Here is a 6,598-nt window from a genome sequence, read left to right as displayed (position 1 = left end):
TGGCAGCTCCGGTGGCGGCTTCCGCCGCGATGACAGCCGGGGTGGCAGCTCCGGTGGCGGCTTCCGCCGTGACGACCGGGACCGTGGGCCGCGTCGTGACAACGACCGGGGCAACGACCGCGGTGGATACCGGGGCCGCGACGACCGTGGCGGCTACCAGGGACGCGACGAGCGTGACCGTGAGCCCATCAAGCGGCTTCCGATCCCCGACGACGTCACCGGCGACGAGATCGACAAGGACGTCCGGCAGGAGCTGATGAGCCTGCCGAAGACCCTCGCTGAGGACGTCGCACGGAACCTCGTCATGGTCGCCCGACTGATCGACGAGGACCCTGAGCAGGCCTACGCCTACTCGCGCATCGCTCTGCGCCTGGCTTCGAGGGTCGCCGCCGTGCGCGAGGCGGCCGGCTTCGCCGCGTACGCCACCCAGAGGTACGCCGAGGCGCTGGCGGAGTTCCGGGCGTCGCGTCGTATGACCGGCTCCGTGGAACTGTGGCCCGTCATGGCTGACTGCGAGCGCGGACTGGGCCGGCCCGAGCGGGCCATGGCCATGGCCGGCGAGCCCGAGGTGCAGAAGCTGGACAAGGCCGGGCAGGTCGAGATGCGCCTGGTCGCCGCCGGCGCACGCAGGGACATGGGGCAGATCGACGCCGCCATCGTCACGCTGCAGAGCCCGGAGCTCGCGTCCAGCGCCGTCCACTCGTGGACGCCGCGCCTGCGGTACGCCTACGCCGACGCGCTTCTGGAAGCAGGACGCGAGGACGAGGCCCGTGAGTGGTTCGGGAAGGCCATGGAGGCCGACAAGGACGGTGCGACCGACGCGTCCGACCGGCTGGCCGAACTCGACGGTGTCGAGTTCGTCGACGTGCTCGGCGACGACGAAGAGCACATCGGCGCACCGGCCGACGTCGCAAGCCACGGGACGGACGGCCATGACGTGGACGGTCATGACGTGGACGGTCATGACGAGGACGACTCGGACGACCAGGACGTGGACGGGCTGGACGGCGAGGACGGCGACGAGGACGCGGGCGACGCGGGCGGTTCCGCGAGGGCCTGAGCTTCGCTGAGTCAAGGAACGTGAAAAGGGGCGGCACCCTCATCGGGTGCCGCCCCTTTCTGCGTCGTGCGTCCCGGGCGGAACCCGGGTCAGCCGGTGCCCAGGCTCCGCAGGACCAGGCCGGTGGCCGGCTTGGGGCCGAACGACGTCGACTTGCGGGGCATCGTGACGCCCTGCCTGGCGAGTTCACGGACGACTTCCTCGCGCACCGGACGCATCAGGACCGCCGTGGCGCCGTGTCGCTCGGCCTGTTCGACCGCCGCCGCGGTGTCGTGGATGTAGGCGATGTGCGCGGGGTCGTCGGGGATGCGCCACACGTCGTCGAGGAGCGTGGAGTGCAGCACGGTCGCGTCCAGGGAGCGCCAGGCGGCCGGGCGGTCGGCGCGGACCGTCCGGGACAGCAGGTGCTCGTCGGGCCGGTCGACCAGATGGAAGCGGCCGTCACCGGCGAGGAGGAAGGCGTTGCCTTCCGTGGTGGTGTTCCCGAGGACGTCCAGTGCCTGCTGGAGGGGGCCGTCGAGGGTGCGGACGCGGAACAGGCCGTCCAGGGCGCGGAGCGCGTCGCCGGCCGGCAGGCGGTGCAGCAGGCGATGGATGCCACGCACCCGCAGCGGATAGCGCGCGGTGTCGACGAGGAGGACCAGACCGAAGTCCCAGGGGCCGGGTCCTGACTGCTCCTGCTGGAGCCTGAGGTAGGTGGCCCAGCGGTGGTGGCCGTCCGCGATCAGAGCCTGGCGGTGGGACAGGTCCGACTCGATCTCCGCCCGCTCCGCGGGATCGGTGACGGCCCACAGACGGTGGCCGACACCGTCCTCGGTCGTCGTGGTGAGAAGAGGGAGCCTTTCCACCGTCCGCTCGATGACGGCCGTCGCACCGCGCGGCCCGCCGTCCCCCGCGTAGCTGAGGAGCAGGGGTTCGAAGTGCGCGGCGGCGGTGCGCATCAGGTCGGCGCGGTCCTCCACGACATCGGCCATCACGTCCTCGTGGGGCAGCACGACGCCCTCCGACGCGGGTGTGAGCGCCAGGGCCCCGATCACACCGCGCTGCAGGGCGTCGCCGGCCCGTTGCTCGTAGACGTAGAGGACGGGCTCCGGATCCGGGGCGAGCACGCCCTCGGCGAGCCAGCGCCGCAGGGTCTCGGCCGCCTGCTGGTGGCGCGCGGCGGCCGTGGCCCCCTGCGGCAGGATCAGCCGGACGATGTTGTGCGGGTCCGCGGACTCGAGGTGGTGCAGGCCGTCGGGCCGGACCACGACGTCGTACGGGGGTGAGGTCACCGCCGCCAGGCTGCCGACCCGGTCGGGGACATAGCGCAGTCCGCGGAAGGGGATCAGTCGCAGTCCCCCGCCGGCGGCGGGCCCGGAAGTGTTCATCGGGGCATGGTATGCGGGCTGTCGCGATGCGCGATGATCGGGGGAGAGGCATGGAAAGAGGAGCGCAGGCATATGAGTCAGCAGTACAGGTCCCGGCCGCTCGGGAGCAGCGAGGCGCTGAGCGAGGCGTACGACACGGCGCTGCTCGATCTCGACGGGGTGGTGTACGCGGGCGGGCATGCGATCGTCCACGCCGTCGAGTCGCTGGGCAGCGCACGCGCGGGCGGCATGCGTCTGGCGTACGTGACGAACAACGCGTTGCGGACCCCGGACGCGGTGGCCGAGCACCTGACGGAGCTGGGGGTGCCGGCCGATCCTGCTGATGTGATCACGTCGGCGCAGGCGGTGGCCCGGCTGATGGCCGATCAGCTTCCCTCCGGGGCGAGGGTGCTCGTGGTCGGCGGGGAGGGTCTGCGGGTCGCGCTGCGCGAGCGCGGACTGGTGCCGGTGGAGTCGGCGGACGACGAACCCGTCGCCGTGGCGCAGGGGTTCGGCGGACCCGATCTCCCATGGGGCCGGTTCGCCGAGGCGGCGTACGCGATCTCGCGGGGGGCGGTGTGGTTCGCGTCGAACACGGACCTGACGATTCCGGGCGCCCGGGGCATCGCGCCGGGCAACGGCGCGGCCGTGGAGGTCGTACGGATCGCGACCGGTGCCGAGCCCCAGGTCGCGGGCAAGCCACTGCCGCCGATGCACCGCGAGACCGTTCTGCGGACCGGGGCGAAGCGGCCGCTGGTCGTCGGGGACCGGCTGGACACGGACATCGAGGGCGCGTTCAACGGGGGCGTGGACTCGCTGCTGGTCCTCACCGGGGTGACCGACGCCGAGCAGCTGATCGCGGCGGAACCGAAGTACCGCCCGACGTATGTGGACCGGGACCTGAGGGGGCTGCTCACCGGTCAGCCCGAGGTGCCGGAGGAGGACGGCGGGGTCCGCTGCGGCGGCTGGACGGCCGTGGTCCGTGGGGACGCACTCGTGCTGGAGGGCGGCGGCGACGGGATCGACGGGCTGCGTGCTCTGTGCGGGGCGGCGTGGACGTACGCCGGTGAGGGCTCCTGCCGGCTCGACGCCAGGAAGGCCGTGGCCGGCCTGGAGCTGTGAGGGGGCGAGGCGGGTGCGCAGGGGGCCGGATCACCGGCGGTACGCGGAAGTTGAGAAGATAGGAGGATAGGCTAACCTAACCAGGTGTTGACAGAGAGTCCTCCCTCATCGAGTTCCGGCCCCCCCGCCGCGCCGGAGACGGGCACGCGCTCCGGGCGCCACGCGGTGCGAGCCGCGGGCCTGGCCCTCGCGGTCGGTGCGTTGGTGCTGGTGTGCCTCGCGAGTATCGCGATCGGTGCCAAGGCCCTCCCGCTCTCCGAGGTGTGGCACGGACTGTTCCACCACTCGGGCACCGGCGGCGACGTCCTCGTACGGGAGGTGCGTGTACCTCGCACCGTGCTCGGGCTCATCGTCGGGTCCGCCCTGGGGCTGGCAGGTGCCGTGATGCAGGCGCTGACCCGCAACCCGCTCGCCGAGCCCGGACTGCTGGGCGTCAACGCGGGCGCGGCGGCGGCCGTCGTGTCGGCCATCACCTTCCTGGGAGTCACCTCGCTGACCGGGTACGTGTGGTTCGCGTTCGGCGGCGCGGCGATCGTGTCCGTGGCGGTCTACCTGCTCGGCGGCAGCCGGTCCGCGAATCCCGTCCGGCTCGCGCTCGCGGGCACGGCGGTCACCGCCGCGCTGTTCGGCTACGTCAACGCCGTCCAGCTGCTCGACTCGGCGGCGCTGGACCGGCTGCGCTTCTGGACCGTGGGATCGCTGGCCTCGGCGACCCCGGAGACCGTCGGCAAGGTGTGGCCGTTCATCGCTCTCGGTGTGCTGCTGGCCCTGTGCATCGCCCGGCCGCTCAACGCGCTGGAGATGGGCGACGACACGGCCAGGGCCCTCGGCGCACACCTGACCCGCACCCGTGTCCTCGCGATGGTCGCCGTCACCCTGCTCTGCGGGGCGGCGACCGCCGCCTGCGGACCGATCGTCTTCATCGGGCTGATGATCCCGCACCTGGTCCGCACCATCACGGGCCCGGACCTGCGCTGGATCCTGCCGTACGCGGCCGTGCTCGCGCCCGTGCTGCTGCTGGGGGCCGACGTGGTGGGCAGGGTCGTCGCCCGCCCCTCCGAGCTCCAGGTCGGCATCGTCACGGCGCTGCTCGGCGGACCCGTCTTCATCCATCTCGTACGCCGGAAGAGGATGGCCCAGCTGTGAAGGCCGCACAGGACACCACGAGGACCGTCCGCGCCGTACGGACGGCGGGCGGACTGTCGTTCCGCGTGGACGCGCGGGCGTTCGCCGTGATCGCGCTGCTCCTCGCCGCGGCGGCCTTCGCCGCAGTGGTGCTGATCGGCAGCGGCGACTACTCGATGTCACCCCGCCAGGTCGTCAGCACCCTGCTCGGTGACGGAACCTTCCAGCAGGAGTTCATCGTCACGGACCTTCGGCTGCCCAGGGTCCTGGTCGGACTGCTCGTCGGCGCGGCGCTCGGGGTCGGCGGCGCCGTCTTCCAGAGCGTCTCACGCAACCCGCTCGGCAGCCCCGACGTCCTCGGCTTCGGCCAGGGCTCCGCGGTCGGCGCCCTCACCGTGATCGTGCTCTTCGGCGGGGGACCCACCGAGGTCGCGGCGGGCGCCGTCGGCGGCGGTCTGCTCACGGGGGCGGCGGTCTACCTGCTGGCGTGGAAGCGCGGGGTGCACGGCTACCGGCTCGTCCTCGTCGGCATCGGCGCCGCGGCCATGCTCACCGCCGCGATCCACTACCTGATCACCAAGGCCGACCTCGTCGACGCGACGCGCGCCGTCGTCTGGATGACCGGCTCGCTCGACGGCCGGGACTGGGCCCAGGTCTGGCCTCTCCTCGCGGTCTGCTGCGTGCTGGTCCCGCTGATCCTCGGCCACGGGCGGGCGCTGCGCATGATCGAGATGGGCGACGACGCCGCCCACGCCCTGGGCGTGCAGGTGGAACGCACCCGGCTCGTCCTGCTGAGCTGTGCGGTGCTGCTCGTCGCCGTCGCCACCGCCGCCGCGGGCCCCATCGTCTTCGTCTCCCTCAGCGCGCCCCAGGTCGCCCGCCGCCTCACCCGCGCACCCGGCCCCAACCTGGCCGCCGCGGCCGGCACGGGCGCGGTCCTGCTGCTCGTCGCCGACTGGACCGCCATGAACGCCTTCGGCGACCGCCAGCTGCCGGTGGGCGTCGTCACCGGCGTGCTCGGCGGCTGCTACCTGCTGTGGCTCCTCGTGTCCGAGCGCAGGGCAGGACGCATATGAGGCCGGGCACGCAGGGCACCTCGCAGACCATCTCCACAGACTCCGGGAGTACGACCATGCAGCGCCTCACCGCGGACTCGGTGACCCTCGGCTACGACCAGCGGATCATCGCCGAGGACCTGTCGGTGGAGATCCCCGACAACTCCTTCACGGTCATCGTCGGCCCCAACGCCTGCGGCAAGTCGACCCTGCTGCGCGCCCTCTCCCGGATGCTGAAGCCGAACGCCGGGGACGTCCTGCTGGACGGGCAGTCCATCCACCGGATGCCCGCCAAGAAGGTCGCGCGGACGCTGGGGCTGCTGCCCCAGTCCTCCACGGCTCCCGACGGCATCACCGTCGCCGATCTCGTCTCACGCGGCCGCTACCCCCATCAGGGACTCCTGCGCCAGTGGTCACCCGAGGACGAGCGGATCGTGCAGGAGTCCATGGAGTCGACCGGCGTCGCGAGGCTGGGCGACCGCTACGTCGACGAACTGTCCGGGGGCCAGCGCCAGCGCGTGTGGATCGCGATGGCCCTCGCCCAGCAGACCCCGCTGCTGCTGCTGGACGAGCCGACGACGTACCTCGACATCCAGCACCAGATCGACGTGCTCGACCTCTGCGCGGAACTGCACGAGACGCAGGGCCGCACGCTGGTCGCCGTACTGCACGACCTCAATCACGCCGCCCGGTACGCCACGCACCTCATCGCCATGCGCGACGGCGCGGTCATCGCCGAGGGCGCGCCCGGCGACATCGTCACCGCGCAGCTCGTCGAGGACGTCTTCGGCATGCGGTGCCAGGTCATCGACGACCCCGAGACGGGAACGCCGCTCGTCGTCCCCGCCGCCCGCAGGAAGCGCGTGGAGGCCTCCGCCTGAGGCCGC

General features: G+C 72.5%; 6 protein-coding genes. 5 read left to right on the top strand and 1 reads right to left on the bottom strand.

What is annotated here, in order from left to right; translation table 11 throughout:
* Positions 1 to 256 precede the first annotated feature (256 nt).
* Complete coding sequence (locus ACHFIV_RS21710; RefSeq protein ID WP_398971543.1) at positions 257 to 1,060, top strand: hypothetical protein; 804 nt, start codon at positions 257 to 259, stop codon at positions 1,058 to 1,060.
* A gap of 89 nt (positions 1,061 to 1,149) precedes the next feature.
* On the opposite strand, the gene ACHFIV_RS21705 is transcribed toward ACHFIV_RS21710, so the two are convergent.
* A complete protein-coding gene (locus tag ACHFIV_RS21705) occupies positions 1,150 to 2,430 on the bottom strand; it encodes a DUF1015 family protein (protein WP_398971522.1) in 1,281 nt (426 codons plus the stop codon).
* A 72-nt stretch (positions 2,431 to 2,502) separates the two neighbouring features.
* Here ACHFIV_RS21705 and ACHFIV_RS21700 point away from each other — a divergent pair, with 72 nt between their 5' ends.
* From ACHFIV_RS21700 to ACHFIV_RS21685, 4 genes are all read left to right on the top strand, one after another.
* Positions 2,503 to 3,531 carry an HAD hydrolase-like protein gene (locus tag ACHFIV_RS21700; protein ID WP_398971519.1) on the top strand — a complete coding sequence of 343 codons (1,029 nt, stop codon included), beginning with the start codon at positions 2,503 to 2,505 and terminating at the stop codon, positions 3,529 to 3,531.
* Positions 3,532 to 3,615: 84 nt separating this feature from the next.
* Complete coding sequence (locus ACHFIV_RS21695) at positions 3,616 to 4,677, top strand: FecCD family ABC transporter permease (protein ID WP_398971516.1); 1,062 nt, start codon at positions 3,616 to 3,618, stop codon at positions 4,675 to 4,677.
* Entirely contained in the window at positions 4,674 to 5,732 is a 1,059-nt protein-coding gene (locus tag ACHFIV_RS21690; protein ID WP_398971515.1) for a FecCD family ABC transporter permease, read from the top strand. Before ACHFIV_RS21695 ends, ACHFIV_RS21690 begins: the two co-directional genes overlap by 4 nt.
* 56 nt (positions 5,733 to 5,788) lie before the next feature.
* The gene (locus ACHFIV_RS21685; protein WP_398971512.1) at positions 5,789 to 6,592 is read left to right on the top strand and encodes an ABC transporter ATP-binding protein; all 804 of its coding nucleotides are present in this window, start codon (positions 5,789 to 5,791) and stop codon (positions 6,590 to 6,592) included.
* Positions 6,593 to 6,598: the final 6 nt, after the last annotated feature.

It is taken from the genome of Streptomyces sp. ALB3 (assembly GCF_044385685.1).
Lineage (GTDB): Bacteria > Actinomycetota > Actinomycetes > Streptomycetales > Streptomycetaceae > Streptomyces.
Note: the sequence above shows the minus strand (reverse complement) of the source record. Positions and strands in the feature narration are given on the sequence as shown.

Bases quoted from the DNA above. Each gene is read 5' to 3' on its own strand.
- ACHFIV_RS21705 (WP_398971522.1), bottom strand. From the start codon at position 2,430: ATGAACACTTCCGGGCCCGCCGCCGGCGGGGGACTGCGACTGATCCCC.
- ACHFIV_RS21685 (WP_398971512.1), top strand. From the start codon at position 5,789: ATGCAGCGCCTCACCGCGGACTCGGTGACCCTCGGCTACGACCAGCGG.
- ACHFIV_RS21700 (WP_398971519.1), top strand. From the start codon at position 2,503: ATGAGTCAGCAGTACAGGTCCCGGCCGCTCGGGAGCAGCGAGGCGCTG.
- ACHFIV_RS21710 (WP_398971543.1), top strand. From the start codon at position 257: ATGAGCCTGCCGAAGACCCTCGCTGAGGACGTCGCACGGAACCTCGTC.